Origin of the sequence: Janthinobacterium sp. SUN033, from assembly GCF_030397595.1 — a bacterium.
Classification (GTDB): Bacteria; Pseudomonadota; Gammaproteobacteria; order Burkholderiales; family Burkholderiaceae_D; genus Janthinobacterium; species Janthinobacterium kumbetense.
This window is the reverse complement of sequence record NZ_JAPQNV010000009.1, coordinates 95632-112955: the sequence shown is the minus strand read 5'-3', so window position 1 is coordinate 112955 and position 17324 is coordinate 95632. Positions and strand designations below refer to the sequence as shown.

The following is a 17324-nucleotide window of genomic DNA, read 5'->3' as shown; positions in this document are numbered from 1 at the left end:
AGAAATTACGCGCCCAGCCACAGGGCGCTGTCGGACGGCAGCACGAAGGAGACGGCCGTGCCTTCGCGCCAGGCGGCGCCGCCGGCCGCGCAAATGCCCTTGACCTGGCCCAGCGGCGTTTGCAGCAGGTATTCGACGGTGTCGCCGAGGAAGCCCCGCGCCAGCACGGTACCCGGGTATTGACCGGCCGCGTCGTCGGGCGCGCAGACGCGCACCTTGTCCGGACGCCAGCCCAGCACCGTGGTGCCGGCCGCGACGGGCGATGCGTACGGCAGGCTGGCGCCCGCGTGGTGCAGCGCGCCGTCGCGGTAGTCGAACAGGTTCTCGAAGCCCATGAAGTTGGCAACGAAGCGCGTCGACGGCGTATTGAAGACGGCTTCCGGCGCGGCCAATTGCTCGATGCGCCCGCCATTCATGACAACGATGCGGTCGGACAGCGCCAGCGCTTCTTCCTGGTCATGCGTGACATACAGCATGGTGATGCCCAGCTCGCGCTGAATGCGGCGCAGTTCGGCGCGCATCTGCACGCGCAGCTTGGCGTCCAAGTTCGACAGCGGTTCGTCGAGCAGCAGCAGGGCCGGTTCGACGACGATGGCGCGCGCCAGCGCCACGCGCTGCTGCTGGCCACCGGACATCTGCGCCGGCAGGCGCGTTTCAAAACCCGTCAATCCGACGGCGGCGATCACCGCTTCCACCTTCGTTTTCAGCAAAGCTGGCGTGACCTTGCGCAAGCGCAAACCGAAAGCGATGTTGTCGTATACATTCAAGTGCGGGAACAGCGCGTACGACTGGAAGACCATGCCGATATTGCGCTTGTTCGGCGCCAGCTTGCCGATTTCGCGGCCGTCGAGCACGATGCGGCCCGACTGCAGCGGCATCAGGCCGGCGATGGCGCGCATGGTGGTGGTCTTGCCGCAGCCGCTGGGGCCCAGCAGGGAAATCAGTTCGCCCTGCTCGACGTGCAGGTCCAGGTCTTTCACGGACGTCGTGTTCTTGGCGTAGCCGAGGTTCAGCTTGTGCAGTTCCAGATAACTCATGGTGTGTTGCCTCTTACATGTATTTAGAAATGCCCAGCACCTTCTCGGTCACCATCACGAAGGCCATGGTGAACAAGACCAGCAAGGTCGACAGGGCAGCGATCGAGGGATCGAAACTGTTTTCCATATGTCCCAGCATCTCAATCGGCAAGGTGCTGATGCCCGGGCCCGTCAAGAACAGCGAGACGGGCACCTGGTTGAACGAGGTGACGAAGGCGAGGAAGAAGGCGGCGATCACGGCGTTGCGGATATTCGGCAGCACGATCATGAAAAATGCGCGCAAACGCGACGCGCCCAGCGTGATGGCGGCATCCTCGATATCGACGCGCAGGTTCACCAGGCTGGCGTACACGACGCGCACCGAGTACGGAATCAGCAGCGCGATATGGCCGATCAAGAGGCCCACGTAGACGGGCGCATTGATGGTCAGCACCAGGTGGTGCAGCAAGCCCAGGCCCACGAGGATGGCGGGAATGATCAGCGGCGACGTCAATATCTGCCGGATGGCGCCGATGCCCGGCGGCGGCATGCGCGAAAACGCATACGCGACGGGAATGCCCAGCAACAGCGCGATGACGGTGGCGATCAGGCCGATTTCCAGGCTGGTCTGGAAGGCGCGGCGGAACTCGGGCGCCGACCACACTTCCAGAATCCAGCGCAGCGAATACGACTCGGGCGGGAACGCCAGGGTTTCGCCGCCGGAAAAACCGGCCAGCACGACGATGGCGAAAGGCCCCAGCAGGAACAGGAATACCAGCCATAAAACGGCACGTGAAAACAGGCTTTCTTTCATACGGAACTCCGGCTCGAGGAAATACGTTTAAGGCCGGCATTCACCAGCAAGGTCATGCAGACGAGGATGACGGCGATGACATTCGCCGCACCGAAATCGCTCTCCACGCTGACCTTTTGGTACAGCAGGGTTTCCAGCATCAGCACCTTGGTGCCGCCCAGCAGGGCCGGCGTCACATAGGCCGTCACGCAGCCCGTAAACACCAGGGTGCCGCCGACGACCAGGCCTTCCTGCGTCAGCGGCAGGGTGACCTTGCAAAACACTTGCCATGGATTGGCGCCCAGGGTGGCGGCGGCCGGTTCCACGTCGCGCGGCAGGTTTTCCAGCGCGCCCGCCAGCGACATCAGCATCAGCGGCAACAGCAGTTGCAGCAGGCCGACAAACACGGCGAACTCGCTGAACAGCAGGCGCAGGGGCTCTTCCGTCAAGCCCATGTTGACGAGCGCCGCGTTGACGGCGCCATTGCGGCCCAGCAGCACGATCCAGGCGTAGGTACGCGCAATCGGCGAGACCATCAGCGGCAAGATCATCATGCCCACCACCAGGCCGCGCCACTTCGGCGACACGCGCGCCACGGCTTGCGCGGCCGGGTAGCCGAGGATGATGGAAGCGAGCGTCACCAGCGCGGCGATGCGCAGCGTGCGCCAGAAGATGGTGCGGTTGAACTCTTGCGAAAAGAATTCGACGAAGCGGTCCACGCCCCACTGCATGCCGTCGCCGACGCGGAAGGCGTCGACCAGCAAGGCCAGCACGGGAAGCAGGAAGCAGACAACGATAAAGATCAGCGCCGGCAGGACCAGCAGCAGTCCCAGGCGCTTTTTTGGATCAGCAAACATGGTGTTTTCTCCTCGTCACCACTATTTGCTCATGGCCTTGTTCCACTGCGTCATCCAGTTGCTGCGCTGCTTGATGATGGTTTCCGGCTTGACGAATTTCAGCGAATTGATCTGGTCGGCGCCATAGGTGTTGAATTGCGCGGCGGCCACGGACAGGCGCACGTCCTTGTTGACGGGCGAGTCGACCAGGTTGGTCGCCAGCTGCGTCTGCACTTCCTTAGACAGCCAGAAATCCATCAGCTGGTACGCCAGGTCCGCATTCTTCGAGCCGGCCACGATACCCATCACGTTCATGCCCGCCGCCTGACCTTCGGCCGGGATGCTCCATTTCAGGGGCAGGCCCGTCTTGAGCATTTGCGACCACGTGAAGCGCGCCACGGGCGCGGCCCAGATTTCATCCTGGGCGAACAGGGCGGCCAGCTGCGCGCTGTTTTTCGAGAAGGTGACGACGTTGCCCTTCATGCCGACGATCTTCGCAAAGCCGGTGGCATAATCGTCCGTCTTGCCGCCCCAGGCCGCATCGGCCATGCGCAGCATCAACGGGCCCTGCGTGGTGCTCACGTCAGGGAAGGCCACGCGGCCCTTCAGTTCAGGGCGCCACAGGTCCTTCCAGGACGTCAGCGGGGCGATCTTGTCGCTGCGGTACACCAGGCCGACCGAATACAGGGTGTAGCCGACGGCGAAATTGCCGCCGACGGGGTTTTTCGCCACGTCGTACAGGGCTTTGTAATTGCTCAGCTTGGAGTAATCCATGGGCTGGATGACGCCCTTTTGCGCCGCTTCCAGCATGCCGGAATCGGACAGCAGCACCAGGTCGATCACCGGATTCTTGGCGTGCACCACCAGCTTGGCGATGCGGTCCGCATTATTCCCCGTTTCCACCTTGATATCGCAACCGCATTTGGCCTTGAACGGCTCGTACACATACTTCATGAACAAGGGCTGGGCAATCGGGTAGGCCGAAATGACCAGCTCGCGTTTTTCCGCGTGGGCGGCGTTGGCCAGCAAGCCTAGGCTCAACGCCAACATGAGGTGCTTTTTCAAGATGCTTCCTTTCAGGGGACGGCGCTGCGGGACAGCGCCTGTAAAGATGAATCAGACTCAGAAATAATGTCGCATGCCGACGATCAGCACGCTTTGCGTCTTGCCGCCCGAGGCGCCGAAGCCGAACACGCGCGCGAACGTCGCATCGCCGGCCGCTTTCTGGTAGCTCCAGGTGATGGCGACATCGGTGCGCTTGGACAGGAAGTAATCGGCCTGGAAGTTGACCTGATGCCATTTCGGCGTCTTGTTGATCACATCATATTTTCCGGTGGTAAAGAAATACGACGCGCCCAGGTTCAACGCTTCCGTCAGCTTGTGGTTCACGTTCAAGTCCACGTTTTGCAGGGTCAGATTGCTTTGGTCCAGGTAGTGGTAGCGCACGTTGGTGTACAACGCGCCGAACTTGGTCCTGCCCACATTATAAAAGCCTCCTGTGCCGGCGATGGCCTGGCTGTCCACGCCCGCGCCCTTGACGGCGCTTTTGTTGAAGATCAACAGGGAGCTGCCATAGTCATTGCCGATGGCGCCATTCGGCGCGTCCGGGCTGTTCGGGCGATCCATCTTGGTGTAGGCGACGGCCCAGCTGAAGGCATCGACTTTGTAGCCGGCGCCCATGCTGTAGACGCGGTTGCGGTTGGAATCTGCCGGATTTTCGCTGAAACCGTACAAACCCGTAAACGACAGGTTGCTGATGTTCGGGCTGACGTACTTGACGGCATTTTGCACGCGCAGGTTGTTGTAGCCATTGTCGTTGTCGCCGATGTGCACGCCGTTACTGGCGATGACCACAGGACCCAGCAAGTCCTTGACGGCTTCGTACTGGCGGCCCAGGGTCAGGGTGCCCTTGTCGTTGCTCGACAGGCCCACATACGACTGGCGACCGAACAGACGGCCGCTTTGCGAAGCCGTGCCCGTCATGACGTTAAAACCGTTTTCCAGCGCGAAGATGGCCTTGGTGCCGTTGCCCAGGTCTTCCTGGCCGCGGAAACCGATGCGGGGATTCTGATTCGTGCCGCTCAGCGCATGCGTGCGGCTGCCGTTACCCTCATCCGATACATAGCCGATACCGGCCGACAGCAAGCCATACACTTGCACGCTGCTTTGCGCCTGCGCCGCGCCCTGCGCCGCCAGCAAGCCCCCAACTACCATCGTTCCAGTCATCCATTTGTTCATCGCCGCCGCCCTAAAAAGAATAAACCCTGAGTTTTTTTGGAATTATTTTATTGATGCGTCCCTTGCCTGGCGCACCGCCGCAAGTGCCGGCGCCGCATTCCAGGCTCTTCTCCCGAATATTGTTGCATTCAAGACAAGTAAAGACCAGTCCAGAATATGGTAAATTGCGGGATAAGAAAATTTGTTTATTTTTATAAATCCATTACTTTTTCTAATAAGCAAAACCATGCATGAGTTGAGCAAGAAGATTTCCTTACGACATTTGCAAGCGTTTGCCACCTTAGCCCGGGTAAACAGCTTCAGCAAGGCTGCACAGGAATTGTGCGTGACCCAGCCGGCCCTCAGCGCCTCGATCAAGCTGCTGGAAAATCAACTGGGAAAAAAGTTGTTTAACCGCACAACCCACCAGCTGGAACTGACGCGCGAAGGCAAGCTGGCGCTCGATTACGCCACGCATTTATTGAATACGGCGAGCAATACCTTTGCCGACATCCAGCGCGCCATCGGCAGCGGCCGCCACCGCATCCGCATCGGCGCCATTCCCTCGGCCATGGCGATGACGGCCGTGGTGGTGGCGCGCTACTGCGAGCAGCATGGCGATGAAGTGGAAATCGTCCTGTCGGACATGCCCAACGATGGCTTGCTGCACGCGCTGCATTCGGGCCAGCTGGACTTTTGCGTGGGCATCGAGGTGCCCGGCTCCGTGTCGCTGGAAAGCGTGGGCCTGTTCGAGGACGAGCTGGTGCTGGTGACGGCGGGACGCCATGCGCTGGCGCCGCTCAAGGAAGTGCGCTGGGAACAGTTGGCGGGCCAGGAAATCGTCGTGTTTACCAAGGGCAGCATCTGGGAGTTCGCCTCGAGCGCCCTGCGCCAGCATGGCTTGAGTCCGTCGAGCCTGTACCAGATGATCCACAGCGAGTCGCTGTATGGCGTGGTGCGCGCCGGCATCGCCGTGGGCATCATGCCCAGCCTGTACACGACTTTCCTCAATGACGAGGACTTGCACGTGGCGCCGCTGCGCCAGCCCACCTGCAAGCGCAAGATCGCCTTGATGCGGCGCAATGAAATCAGCCGCAACCACCATGTCGACGACTGCTTTTCAGCGTTGCGGCAAGATCTGCAACAGGTCGACCAGTGGTTTTAAGTTAAACCGGGGGCTTAGGCTGGCGCCTTCAGCAAGTTCGCCAAAGCAACATATTGCTCCAGGCCCACGGTTTCCGGACGCAGGGTCGGGTCGATGCCGGCCGCCTTGATCTGTTCTTCCGTAAACATCCCGGCCAGGCAGTTGCGGATCACCTTGCGGCGCTGCGAGAAGGCCTTCATGACCACCGCTTCCAGAGTGGCCTGGTCGCACACCAGGCGCTCGGCCACGGGAATCATGCGCACGATGGCCGATTCCACTTTCGGCGGCGGGTCGAACGCCGTCGGCGGCACGATGAACAGCAGCGACATGTCATAGCGCCATTGCAGCATCACGGACAAACGACCATACGCCTTGCTGCCCGGTTCGGCCACCATGCGCTCGACGACTTCCTTTTGCAGCATGAAATGCTGGTCCTGCACCAGCGGCGCGAAGTCCGCCAGGTGGAACAGCAGCGGGCTGGAGATGTTGTACGGCAAGTTGCCCACGATACGCAGCTTCTGGCCGGCCGGCACGGGAATTTGCGCGAAATCAAACTTCAGCGCATCGCCCGAGTGGATCGTCAGCTTGGCCGGATTGAAGGTCTTTTCCAGGCGCACGATCAGGTCGCGGTCCAGCTCGACCACATGCATCTGTTTCAAATGGCGCAGCAGCTGCTCCGTCATGGCGCCCAGGCCGGGGCCGATCTCGACCATGGCATCGTCCGCCTGCGGCGCGATGGCGGCCGTGATGTCGTCGAGGACGAAGCGGTCATGCAGGAAGTTCTGGCCAAAGCGTTTGCGGGCAACGTGTTTCATATTCTGTTTTTCTATTCTAGAGGCGGTGTAGCGGGGTAAAACCGGTGGGCGGTCAGGCGCGGGTGCTGGCGCGCAGCATGGCGAGCGCCGTTTGCAGGGCTTGCTCCATGCTGTGGCAATCGGCCAGCCCCAGCCCTTGCGCGGCCAGGTCCAGCGCCGTGCCATGGTCGACCGAGGTGCGGATCAGCGGCAAGCCCAGCGTGACATTGATGCCCCGCCCGAAGGTCGCGTATTTCAGCACGGGCAAGCCCTGGTCGTGGTACATGGCCAGCACGCAATCGGCATCGGCCAGGTATTTGTGCTGGAACAAGGTGTCGGCCGGATACGGTCCGCGCGCATCGATGCCGCGCGCTTGCGCCGCGGCAATCGCCGGAGCGATGACATCGATTTCCTCGCGTCCCAGGTAGCCGCCCTCGCCCGCGTGCGGGTTCAGGCCGGTCACCAGGATGCGTGGCGCGGCGATGCCGAATTTCTGTTGCAGGTCGCGCTGGATAATGTCCAGGGTGACGGCCAGGCTGTCCAGGGTGATGGCGGCGGACACGTCCTTCAAGGGCAGATGCGTGGTGGCCAGCGCCACGCGCAGGGCCGGTTCGCCATGGCCGGGTTCGCCGGCCAGCATCATCACCACCTGCGGCGTATCGGTTTTTTCTGCCAGGTATTCCGTATGGCCGGAAAAGGCCACGCCGGCGTCGTTGATCGTGCTCTTTTGCAAGGGTGCCGTGACCATGGCGCCAAACCAGCCGGCCTGGATACCTTCCACGGCTGCGTCCAGGGTGGCGAGCACGGAGCGCCCGTTTTCCTTGTCCAGCACGCCGGGGATGACATTGTTGACGGTGGGAATATCGATCACGGCCAGGCGGCCCGGTCCGAACTGGGGCAGGCCGCTGTTGCGCACGGCTTGCAGCGACAGCGCCGCCAGGCGGATGTCCGGGTCGATCAGGCTGGCCGTCAGCGCCAGGAAGGCGGCGTCGCCCAGCAGGATGCAGTTGACTTCATTGCGCATGGCCCAGGCCGCGCGTATGGAGATTTCCGGGCCGACACCGGCCGGTTCGCCACAAGTGATGGCGATGGCCGGGCGGCGTGCAAGGGGCAAGTTACTCATGCGCAATGAATCAGCAGCATTACTGGTCGTCCGCGCGGAATTCGACGTAGGCACGGTCGCGCACTTCGCGCGCCCAGTTTTCCGTCGCTTCTTCCAGCTTGCGTTCGCGCAAGGCATTGCGTGCGGCGGCGCGCTGTTTCTCTTTCGAGACGTCATCGCTCTTGCGTTCCAGCACTTCGATCAGGTGGAAGCCAAAGCTCGACTCGATCGGCTGGCTCACTTCGCCCGGTTTCAGCGCATTCATCGCCGTTTCAAATTCCGGCACGGTGTCGCCTGGATACAGCCAGCCCAGGTCGCCGCCCTTGGCCGCGGAACCGTCGTTCGAGAACAAGCGGGCCAGGTCTTCGAACTTGGCGGCCTTGTTATCGAGACGCTCTTTCAATTCCAGCAATTTGCGCTTGGCTTCGGCAGCCGACAAGGTCGGGGTTACTTTCAGCAAGATATGGCGGGCATGCGTCTGCTGCACGGCAGCGACGGCTTGCGCTTCGGCCGCGCTGCGGCGGTCCACCAGCTTGAGGATGTGGAAACCGGTGTTGCTCTTGATGATAGGCGTGATCTGGCCCGGCTTCAGTTTCAGCAACTGTTCCGTGAACAGGGGCGGCACGCGGTCGCTATGGCGCCAGCCGATATCGCCGCCGCTCAGCGCATCGCTGGCATCGGAATAGGTGGCGGCCATCTTGGCGAAATCGGCGCCCGTGCGCAGCTGGCGGCTGACTTCTTCGGCGCGCGCGCGGCGCGCGGCGATCTGTTCGGGGCTGGAATTTTCCGGAATGCGCACGAGAATCTGCGCCAGGTTCAGTTCCACCTGTTCGCTGGCGGCCGCTTTTTCCGCTTCCAGGAAGTTATCCACTTCGGAATCGGAAATCTGGATCTTGGCATCGACTTCATGCTCGCGCAGGCGCTGCATGATGATTTCATCGCGGATTTGTTCGCGGAAAGTCGCAAACGGCGTGCCTTCCTTTTCCATCTGGTTGCGCAGTTCCTGCACCGTCATTTTTTGCTGTTCAGCAATACGGCTAATCGCGCGGTCCAGGGTCAGGTCATCCACGCGCACGCCCATTTCCTTGGCCAGCTGCATTTGGGCGCGCTCGACAATCATGCGCTCCAGCAATTGACGACGCAGGTCGGCAGGATCGGGCAAGGGCACGTTCTGCGCCTTCATGCGCTGCTCCACGCTCGTGATGCGGGCCGCCACTTCATTACGCGTAATCACCTCGTCATTGACGACGACGGCGATGGAGTCGATGGTCTGGCCACTGCTCGAGGCCGGTGGTGTGAACCCCTTGGCCGGTGCCGCGGCGGCGGGCTTGGCGACAGGCGCTGACGCAGCCTGTTGCGCCCAGACACTACTGGTCGTGGCGCCGGAAATGGCGCACAACAAAACCGTTGCAATTTTGAGTTGGTGCATACTGGCATTACGCATAATGTGTAGAGCGCTCATGAGTTCAGGTGAATAAAAAAACCGGTTTGTGCCAGCGCCGGGAACACCGGCGGCGGCAACGGTGCCTATCTTAACGGAGTGGCTGGCTCAGTGTCTGGTAACCAGGGATGGTTTTTGTAAAAGTTTCCAGGCCATTCGCGCCCAGGCCCAGGCCATTCGACAAGCCCGTCAATTCCAACTGGAAGAAGATCGGCGTCGAAACGGTATTGGACGTCGTCACGAAACGCTGCGCGCCCATGCGGAACACCCAGCAATCGCCCTTGTATTCCAGGCCGACCAGGCTTTCCAGCATGCTGCGGTTCTTCAAGGAGTAACTGATGCGGCCCACGCCATACAGGCGGTCCGTCAACGGCCATTGCGTCGATACTTCCGCATTGCGCCAACCACCAACATCTCCACGCTGGAAACGATTGCTGAAATTCAATACTTTCTTGGCACCAGGCTGATATTGCAAGGTGTAGTTGTAATTCATCAACTGGCGATCGCTGGGATTGTACTGCACCAGGCTGTCGGCGGTCCAAGTCTCGGACACGCGGCCCGTCGCGGCCAGCAGGATGTCCGAACGCGACTGGTTGACGGGCGTGGTCGAATTGAGTTGCACGCGCTGGTCGGCAAAATAGAAACGCTGGCCGAAGGTCAGGCGCATGCGTTCCGTGCCGTCCGCCTGCAGGAAACGCGATACCAGGGCGGCCGTGACCTGGTTGGCGTCGCCGATGCGGTCGCTGCCGACAAACCGGTTTTCCGTGAAGATTTGCGTCAGGTTGAAGGTGCCGTCGGCCGTATCGAATTTCGGGAACTGCGACTGGTCGCGGTACGGCGTATAGACATAGAACAGGCGTGGTTCCAGAGTTTGCGTGCCGCCCTTGGCGCCAAACAGATTCGTGTCGCGTTCGAACACCAGGCCGCTGTCGACCGAGAAAGTGGGCACGGCGCGCGTAAACGAGGTCGTATTGAACAGCAGCGCCTTGGTCCTGGCATCGTTATCAAGCTGATATGCGCTGGCATTGAGCATCAGCTTGGGCGTGACGAAGTAGCCAGGGCGCACGATGGGGAAACTCACCTGCGGCACGGCCACGAGGCGCGACCCTTGCACCTGGGTCGGATGGGCGAAACGCGTCGCTTCCGCGTCGAAGGTCCAGTCGAAGCCGCCCCAGACGTCATATTTTCCAGCGTGGAAGTTCACCGCCGGCAAGCGGTCATACGGGCGCGGCACGGTCGCCGTGGGATCGGGATCCTGCAGCACCTGGTAATTCTGCACGCGCGCCGTCAGACTCCAGTCCTCGGTGCGGTAATCGGTGCGCAATTCGCGCAGCAACTGGCGCTCGGTGGCGGTGGCGACGGTTTTCGAAAAATCGTTCGGGTAATTATTGTCGGACGCCTCGCGCAAATCCCAGCTGTAACTCCAGCCCTTGGCCAGCGCCTGCTCATGCTTGGACTTGATCATGTAGCGGTTGGTCTTGGTTTGCTTGTCGTTAGGCAAGAATTCAAACGACGTTTCGCCCTGGTACAGGCCGGCATCCGTTTCGCCCATGTAGCGACCCGTCGCACCGAGCTGGATGCCGCGCCGCTGGATGTAGCGCGGGTACAGGGTCAGGTCGCGGTTCGGCGCGATATTCAGGTAATACGGCATCAGCAGCTCGAAACCGTTCTTCGAGGCAAAGCCCGGCGTGGGCGCCAGCCAGCCCGAGCGGCGCGCGCCCGACAGCGAAAACGAGATGCCCGGCGTGCCCAGGATCGGCACGTCCTTGAAATAGATGATGGTTTTGCTGCCGGTACCCACGTCGCGGCCCGTATCGAGGTTCAAGGTGCTCGATTTCAGGTACCAGTCCGGATTCGGCCCTTCGCAGGTACTGTAGGTACCGTCGATGACATTGGCTTCATCGGGGTTGATGAAGTCGACGCGCTCGGCCTTGCCCTGGCCGCCGCCCACTTCGAAGCGGTATGTCGGGTTGAGCAGGAAACCCTTGCCGGTCTCCATGTTCAGCTTCAGGACGTCGCCCGTGTAGTAATCGCCGAAACGCCACATCTTGATATGGCCCTCGGCGTCGAACTCATCTTCAACTTGTTTGTAACAAGCTGTATCGGCCGTCATTTTTGTGGTTTTTCCGCGCTCAATCACGACATTCTGATCGAGATTGAGCTCCCTTTCGGGGCGTCCCTTCATGCTGTTTGCCGTCATGACGGTGGGCGCGTCGGGATCTTCCACATGAACCGGACGCGGCGCTTTCTGGGCGTGGACAGGCACCGTCGTGGCGGCGACGAGCGCGCTGATGGCGAAAGCCCAGCGCTGCGAAGGGGGGGAGGCCGAAAACCAGCTCATGAATTGGAAGGGGCAAGCACCATTGACAGGCGATTTTTTGATTTGAATCCCTTATTATATGGGAATCTGCACCATCAACCCGATTCCACAGGCCGCTTAATGTCATTCTCCCCCAATTCCCCTGCCGCGCCGGCCTCCGCCGACGCTCGCCTGACCCTGTTGAAAGCCTGGTTGGCCCCGCTGAACCTCGTTGCGCCCGATTCCGCCCGCCCCGCTTCCAGCGATGCGAGCTTCCGCCGCTACTACCGTCTCGACGTGCTGCCAGGCAATACAACCTTGCCAGGAAGTACATTGATTGCCATGGATGCGCCGCCCGAGCGCGAAAACGTGCCCGCCTTCGTCAAGGTGGCCGGCTTGCTGAAAGGCGCCGGCGTATCCGTGCCCGAAATCATCGCGCAGGACCTGGACAATGGCTTCCTGCTGCTCTCCGACCTGGGCACGACCACCTACCTCGACGCCCTGAACCACGACAATGCCAGCGTGCTGTACGCGGAAGCGCTCGAGTCGCTGATGAAAATCCAGCTGGCCAGCCAGCCGGACGTCTTGCCCGAATTCGACCGCGCCTTCATCCTGCGCGAAATGAATTTGTTCCCGGAATGGTTTATTGGCAAGCACCTGGGCGCCACCTTGACGGATGTGCAACAAACCCAGCTGGACAAGGTCTTCGAAGCCATCACGGCGAATATCTTGTCGCAGCAGCAAGTGTTCATGCACCGCGACTACCATTCGCGCAATTTGATGCACATCAACGATGGTTCGATTCCCAATCCCGGCATCCTCGATTTCCAGGACGCCGTCTTCGGCCCCGTCACCTACGACATCGCCTCGCTGCTGCGCGATGCGTATCTCCAGTGGGATGAAGAACTGGTGCTCGACTGGGTGATCCGCTACTGGCAGCGCGCCAAGCAGCTGGGCTTGCCAGTCAATCCCGACATCGACGCCTTCTACCGCGATTTCGAATTCACGGCCCTGCAGCGCCATTTGAAAATCCTCGGCCTGTTCGCGCGCCTGAATTACCGCGACGGCAAGGATTTGTACATGGGCGACCTGCCAACCGTGCTCGACTACGTGCGCAAGACGGCCAACCGCTATACGGAACTCAAGCCGCTGGTGCGTCTGCTCGATGCCCTGGAGAACAAAACGCCACAAGTCGGCTATACATTCTGATGACACCCGCCAAAACCTACTGCGCGTCGCGCTTTGCGGCCGGCGATGCTCACCGTACTACAGTACGGTTGCGCTTCTCGGCCACAAAGCACTGCCGCTCGCTCCGGTTTTGTCAGGTGTCGCTACTGCAGAATTAACTTATTGTGCGGCTCACGCCACGCAACAATTACCGAACAAAACAGAAAACGAGTCCTACCCATGAAAGCCATGATCTTTGCCGCAGGCCGCGGTGAACGGATGCGTCCGCTTACCGATACCTGTCCCAAACCGCTGCTGAAAGTGCGCGGCCGTCCACTGATCGTCTGGCATGTGCTGAACCTGGTGCGCGCCGGCATCACGGACATCGTCATCAACCATTCCCACCTGGGCCACCAGATCGAGGAAACCCTGGGCGATGGCAGCGCGTATGGCGCGCGCATCGCGTATTCGCCCGAGAGCACGCCGCTGGAAACGGCGGGCGGCATCGCCCAGGCGCGCCACCTGCTGGGCGAGGAACCATTCCTCGCCATTTCCGGCGACATCTATTGCCCCTACTTTGATTTCAAGCAAGTACTCGATGTGCTGGCCGACAAGGACGTGCTGGGCACGCCGTATCCGGCCGACCAGCGCGACATCGCCTGGACGTACCTGGTGCCCAATCCCGACTTCCATCCCACAGGCGACTTCGGCCTGACCTTGTTCGCGATTAACAATACGGACGACACCAAGTGGACCTTCGCCAACATCGGCGTGTACCGTCCCGAGATGTTCGACGGCATCGCGCCCGGCAGCCACGCCAAACTGGGCGATTTGCTGCGCCAGTACGCGGACCAGGGCCGCGTGGGGGGCGAAGTCTATCCGGGCGAATGGACGAATGTGGGCACGCCGGCACAGCTCGACGCCCTCAACGGCGTCACGGCCAAGGCCAGCGCAACATGATGGCCAACTACGCGGCACGGCGCGCGGCGCTGCTGGCGCAGATGCTGCCGGGCAGCGTGGCCATCCTCGCCACGGCGCCCGAAGTGCCGCGCAACAGCGATTGCGATTATCCATACCGCCACGACAGCTATTTCTATTACCTGAGCGGCTTTACGGAGCCCGATAGCGCCGTGGCCCTCGTGGCCGCCAGCGCCACGGCGCCGGCGCGCGCCATCCTGTTTTGCCGCGCCAAGAATACGGAGCGTGAAATCTGGGACGGTTTCCGCCACGGCCCCGAGGCGGCGCGCGCCAGCTTCGGCTTCGACGCCGCCTTCCCCATCGAGGAACTCGACGTGGAAATGACGCGCCTGCTGGCCGACGTCCCCGCCATCTACTATGCGCTGGGCGGCAGCCTCGATGCGCAGGTCAAGGTCTGGCGGCACAATGTGCGGCAAAAGGCCCGCAGCGGCGTCACGGCGCCCGCCATCGCGCATGACATCCATGGCATGCTCGACGCCATGCGCCTGCTGAAAGACACGCAGGAACAGCAGTTGATGCGCCGCGCGGCCGCCATTTCCAGCGCGGCCCACGCGCGCGCCATGCGCGCCACGCGGCCCGGCATGCACGAATACGCGCTGGAAGCGGAGCTGCTGTACGAATTCCGGCGCAGCGGCGCGCAATTCCCCGCGTATTCCTCCATCGTGGCCGGCGGCGACAACGCCTGCATCCTGCATTACAGCGCCAACAACGCGGTATTACAGGACGGCGAGCTGGTACTGATCGACGCCGGCTGCGAACTCGATGGCTACGCCTCCGACATCACGCGCACCTGGCCCGTCAACGGCCGTTTCAGCGGCCCGCAGCGGGCCCTGTATGAACTGGTGCTGGCCGCGCAACAGGCGTCGCTGGACATGGTGCGCCCCGGCTTGCCGCACAGCGCCATCCACGAGGCGGCCGTGCAGGTACTGGCGCAAGGCATGCTGGATTTGAAATTGCTGGACCGGCAAAAAAGCGGCAGCGCGCAGGACGTCATCGCCGACAAGGCGTATATGCCCTTCTACATGCACGGCACCAGCCACTGGCTGGGCATGGACGTGCATGACGTGGGCGCCTACCGTGACACGGACGCGCCCGGCAAGCCATGGCGCGCTTTGGCACCGGGCATGGTGCTGACGGTGGAACCGGGCATCTATGTGCGCCCCGGCGCGGGCGTGCCGGAGCAGTTCTGGCATACCGGCATCCGCATCGAAGACGATGTGCTGGTCACGCCGCAAGGCCACGAAGTCTTCAGCACGGCGCCCAAGGGTGTCGCTGAAATCGAACAACTGATGTCACAGGATTAACGCCGCCGCATGCATACACCGTCCACTTTCGATCTCGCCATCTGCGGCGCCGGCCCCGTCGGCATGGCGCTGGCCGCCCTGCTGGTGCAGCGGGGCTGCCGCGCCGCCGGCATCGCCCTGCTCGACGCCAAATCCCTCGACCAAGCCAGGCGCGATCCGCGCACCATCGCCCTGTCGCACGGCAGCCGCCAGATTCTCGAGGAAGCGGGCGCCTGGCCCGTGGCGGCGACCCCGATTCACCAGATCCACGTTTCGCGCCGCGGCAAGTTCGGGCGCAGCCTGATGGACCGCGGCGAGCATGGCGTCGAGGCGCTCGGCTATGTGGCCCGTTACGGCGCCGTCGTCAGCGCGCTGGCCGACGTGTGCGAACGCCTGGGCGTGGCCAGTTTGCGCCCTGCCCTGGTCACTGGCAGCGTGGAAGACGCCGATGGCGTCAGCGTGCAGCTGGAACAGGAGGGCGCCGCCTCGAGCTTGCGCGCCAGCCTGCTGGTGCAGGCCGAGGGCGGTCTGTTCGGCCAGCAGCCGGAACGCGCCGTCAGCCGCGATTATGGTCAAAGCGCCATCATTGCCCACGTGCGTACCAGCGATCCCGTCGCCCACCGCGCGTACGAGCGCTTCACCGACGAAGGGCCGCTGGCCCTGCTGCCGCAGGACGACGGCTACGCGCTGGTCTGGTGCGTGCCGCCCACGCGCGCGGAACAGTTGCTGGCGCTCGACGAGGCAGCCTTCCTGGCGCGCCTGGGCGCCGCCTTCGGCAGCCGCCTGGGGCGGTTTACCCACACGACGCCGCGCCTGGCCTATCCGCTGGGCCTGAACGCGCAGGCGGGCGGCACGGCGCGCACGGTCGCCATCGGCAATGCGGCGCAAACCCTGCATCCGGTGGCGGGACAGGGGCTGAACCTGGGCTTGCGCGACGCCGCCGTGCTGGCCCGCGTGCTGGCGCAGGACAGCAGCCCGGCCGGGCTGGAACGCTACGCCAGCCTGCGCCAGGCAGACCGGGGGCTGACCGTGCGCGTCACCGACACCATGGCGCGCATCTTCACGGGCAACGCGCCCACGCAAGGCTTGCTGGGCCTGTCGCTGGGCCTGCTGGACGCATGTCCCCCTGCGCGCAAGACGCTGGCCGAGCTGATGATGTACGGCCGCCGCTGAGTCTTAGCAATAAGGAAAGGGCACGGGCGAAAAAGAAACAGGCGGGCGATCCGGCATGGAGTAAACGGCCCGCGGATGCGACAATGGCTGTCACCTGGCTTTTGGCGACCGTTCCATGACAGATGCATTGCCCGCAGCACCGCCTGCCGCTCTTCCCGAAGTCCTCTTTTCCCGCCTGCTGGAAGACGCCCTCGACGCCGTCATCATCATCGACGAGCAGTGCCGCATCCGCTATATCAATGGCGCCATGCAAACGCTGTCGGGCTATGCCAGCGGAGAATTGCTGGGCCAGACCCTGAACGGCCTGCTGCCCGACGCCGTCGGCGCGCAGCACGACAACCACGTGCTCAACTACATCCGCAGCTCGCGCACCTCCAGCGTGCTGGGCAAGATACGCGAATTCGCCATCCGCCACCGCGACACGCAAATGATTCCCATCGAAATGAAGGCGATGGACCTGGGCGTGGTCGACGGGATGCGCTATTTCGGCGCCTTCTTGCTCGACGTGCGCGAACGGCGCGAACTGGCGGCGAAAAACGCCAGCCTGCTGGCGCAGCTGGAACAGCAGGCGCTGCACGATGCGCTGACGTCGCTGCCCAACCGGCGCGCCTATGAAGCGCAAGCCGAGCAGGCGATGGCGCGCGCGGCGCGCAGCGGCGCCACCCTGAGCGTGGGCGTGGCCGACCTCGACCACTTCAAGAAGATCAACGACCGCTATGGCCATGCCGTGGGCGACGCCGTGCTGCGCACGGTGGCGCAGGCGCTGCGCGACACGGGACGCATCACCGACGTGGCGGCGCGCCTCGGCGGCGAGGAATTCGGCCTGCTCTTCCCCGACGCCAGCCTGCAGCAGGCACACCAGGTGGCCGAACGCATCCGCGCGGCCGTGGCGGCGGCGGTCACCGTGCTGCCCGACGGTTCCCCGCTGCACGTCACCATCAGCATCGGCGTGGCGCCGCTGGTGCAGGGCGCCAGCCTGGACGCGGCCATGTCGGATGCCGACAAGGCCCTGTATGTCGCCAAGCACCAGGGACGCAACCAGGTCGTCGCGGCAGCGGCCGGCCAATAAAAACGGCCCGCG

At 62.6% G+C, this 17324-nt stretch carries 15 protein-coding genes; 6 read left to right on the top strand and 9 right to left on the bottom strand.

The window, feature by feature from the left end; genetic code table 11:
• Nucleotides 1–5 precede the first annotated feature (5 nt).
• Genes OX460_RS28240 through OX460_RS28220 form a run of 5 tightly spaced genes read right to left on the bottom strand, consistent with a single transcriptional unit; the run spans nucleotide 6 to nucleotide 4871 of the window.
• Complete coding sequence (locus OX460_RS28240; protein ID WP_289900630.1) at nucleotides 6–1037, bottom strand: ABC transporter ATP-binding protein; 1032 nt, start codon at nucleotides 1035–1037, stop codon at nucleotides 6–8.
• 13 nt (nucleotides 1038–1050) lie between these two features.
• The gene (locus OX460_RS28235; protein ID WP_035822719.1) at nucleotides 1051–1830 is read right to left on the bottom strand and encodes an ABC transporter permease; all 780 of its coding nucleotides are present in this window, start codon (nucleotides 1828–1830) and stop codon (nucleotides 1051–1053) included.
• A complete protein-coding gene (locus OX460_RS28230) occupies nucleotides 1827–2666 on the bottom strand; it encodes an ABC transporter permease (protein ID WP_099666257.1) in 840 nt (279 codons plus the stop codon). The genes OX460_RS28235 and OX460_RS28230 overlap by 4 nt, the downstream gene beginning before the upstream one ends.
• 21 nt (nucleotides 2667–2687) lie before the next feature.
• Nucleotides 2688–3710 (bottom strand): ABC transporter substrate-binding protein, encoded by a 1023-nt coding sequence (locus OX460_RS28225; protein WP_289900629.1) that lies wholly within the window; start codon nucleotides 3708–3710, stop codon nucleotides 2688–2690.
• A 57-nt stretch (nucleotides 3711–3767) separates the two neighbouring features.
• Complete coding sequence (locus OX460_RS28220) at nucleotides 3768–4871, bottom strand: porin (protein WP_099666255.1); 1104 nt, start codon at nucleotides 4869–4871, stop codon at nucleotides 3768–3770.
• Between the two features lie 238 nt (nucleotides 4872–5109).
• Here OX460_RS28220 and OX460_RS28215 point away from each other — a divergent pair, with 238 nt between their 5' ends.
• Complete coding sequence (locus OX460_RS28215) at nucleotides 5110–6027, top strand: LysR family transcriptional regulator (RefSeq protein WP_034778821.1); 918 nt, start codon at nucleotides 5110–5112, stop codon at nucleotides 6025–6027.
• Nucleotides 6028–6041: 14 nt separating this feature from the next.
• Here the strand turns inward: OX460_RS28215 and rsmA are convergent, their stop codons facing one another.
• The 4 genes from rsmA to OX460_RS28195 form a co-directional block, all read right to left on the bottom strand.
• A complete protein-coding gene (rsmA, locus tag OX460_RS28210) occupies nucleotides 6042–6821 on the bottom strand; it encodes a 16S rRNA (adenine(1518)-N(6)/adenine(1519)-N(6))-dimethyltransferase RsmA (RefSeq protein ID WP_251351307.1) in 780 nt (259 codons plus the stop codon).
• Between the two features lie 52 nt (nucleotides 6822–6873).
• Complete coding sequence (gene pdxA, locus OX460_RS28205) at nucleotides 6874–7923, bottom strand: 4-hydroxythreonine-4-phosphate dehydrogenase PdxA (RefSeq protein WP_289900628.1); 1050 nt, start codon at nucleotides 7921–7923, stop codon at nucleotides 6874–6876.
• A 19-nt stretch (nucleotides 7924–7942) separates the two neighbouring features.
• Nucleotides 7943–9346, bottom strand: coding sequence for a peptidylprolyl isomerase (locus OX460_RS28200; protein WP_099666253.1), 1404 nt, complete (start codon nucleotides 9344–9346; stop codon nucleotides 7943–7945).
• A gap of 88 nt (nucleotides 9347–9434) precedes the next feature.
• On the bottom strand, nucleotides 9435–11684 hold the full coding sequence (locus OX460_RS28195; protein WP_289900627.1) for an LPS-assembly protein LptD: 2250 nt from the start codon (nucleotides 11682–11684) through the stop codon (nucleotides 9435–9437).
• A 99-nt stretch (nucleotides 11685–11783) separates the two neighbouring features.
• Between OX460_RS28195 and OX460_RS28190 the strand changes: the two genes are divergently transcribed.
• The 5 genes from OX460_RS28190 to OX460_RS28170 all read left to right on the top strand — a co-directional run bounded on the left by OX460_RS28190 (nucleotide 11784) and on the right by OX460_RS28170 (nucleotide 17312).
• Nucleotides 11784–12851 (top strand): phosphotransferase, encoded by a 1068-nt coding sequence (locus OX460_RS28190; protein WP_099666250.1) that lies wholly within the window; start codon nucleotides 11784–11786, stop codon nucleotides 12849–12851.
• Nucleotides 12852–13049: 198 nt separating this feature from the next.
• Nucleotides 13050–13769, top strand: a complete 720-nt coding sequence (gene murU, locus OX460_RS28185) for an N-acetylmuramate alpha-1-phosphate uridylyltransferase MurU (protein ID WP_289900626.1) — start codon at nucleotides 13050–13052, stop codon at nucleotides 13767–13769.
• Complete coding sequence (locus OX460_RS28180) at nucleotides 13769–15091, top strand: aminopeptidase P N-terminal domain-containing protein (RefSeq protein WP_289900641.1); 1323 nt, start codon at nucleotides 13769–13771, stop codon at nucleotides 15089–15091. Before murU ends, OX460_RS28180 begins: the two co-directional genes overlap by 1 nt.
• A 9-nt stretch (nucleotides 15092–15100) precedes the next feature.
• Nucleotides 15101–16243 (top strand): UbiH/UbiF/VisC/COQ6 family ubiquinone biosynthesis hydroxylase, encoded by a 1143-nt coding sequence (locus tag OX460_RS28175; RefSeq protein WP_289900625.1) that lies wholly within the window; start codon nucleotides 15101–15103, stop codon nucleotides 16241–16243.
• A gap of 115 nt (nucleotides 16244–16358) precedes the next feature.
• Nucleotides 16359–17312 carry a sensor domain-containing diguanylate cyclase gene (locus OX460_RS28170; protein WP_289900624.1) on the top strand — a complete coding sequence of 318 codons (954 nt, stop codon included), beginning with the start codon at nucleotides 16359–16361 and terminating at the stop codon, nucleotides 17310–17312.
• Nucleotides 17313–17324: the final 12 nt, after the last annotated feature.